The organism is Streptomyces sp. SID11385 (assembly GCF_010548245.1).
Taxonomy (GTDB): domain Bacteria; phylum Actinomycetota; class Actinomycetes; order Streptomycetales; family Streptomycetaceae; genus Streptomyces.
This window is the reverse complement of record NZ_JAAGLR010000610.1, coordinates 1-607: the sequence shown is the minus strand read 5'-3', so window position 1 is coordinate 607 and position 607 is coordinate 1. Positions and strand designations below refer to the sequence as shown.

At 77.4% G+C, this 607-nt stretch carries 1 protein-coding gene; it reads left to right on the top strand.

All coding sequences use genetic code 11. The features are described from left to right. Positions 1-607 (top strand): SAV_2336 N-terminal domain-related protein (locus G3I42_RS18610; RefSeq protein WP_275405265.1); only part of this gene is annotated, 607 nt, incomplete at both ends.

The window sequence follows — 607 nt, the reverse complement described above, 5'->3', positions numbered from 1 at the left end:
GCTGCGCATCGGCGTGCCCGCCGCGCCCGCCTTCGGCTCCACGCTCGACCTCCAGCGCGCCCTGCGCCCCCTCCAGCGCTTCCGCACCGCGGGCACCCGGCGGCGCAAGGTGCTCGACGAGACCGCGACCGCCGAACTCTCCGCGCGCGCGGGCGGCCTCGTCCTCCCCGTCTACCGCACCGTCGAGCGCCGCGAGGCGACCCTTCACCTCGTCCTCGACGCCTCGCCCTCGATGCGCGTGTGGGAGCGGATGTTCGAGGAGCTGCGGCAGGTTTTCTCGCAGCTCGGCGCCTTCGCGGGCATCCGCTGCCACTACCTCCACGAGGGCCCCGACGCGAGCGCGCCGCTCGCCCTCGCCGCCGCGCCGGACGGCGGCCCCCGCTACGCCCCCGAACGCCTCGCCGACCCCACCGGGCGCAGCCTCACCCTCGTCGTGAGCGACTGCGCGGGCGAGCTGTGGCGCAGCGGCCAGGGCCACCGGCTGCTGCACCGGCTCGCCCGCTCGGGACCCGTCTCCGTCCTCCAGCCGCTCCCGCAGCGCCTGTGGAGCCGCACCAGGCTCCCCGTCGTCTTCGGCCGCCTCACCCGCACGGGCACCGGGCGGCTC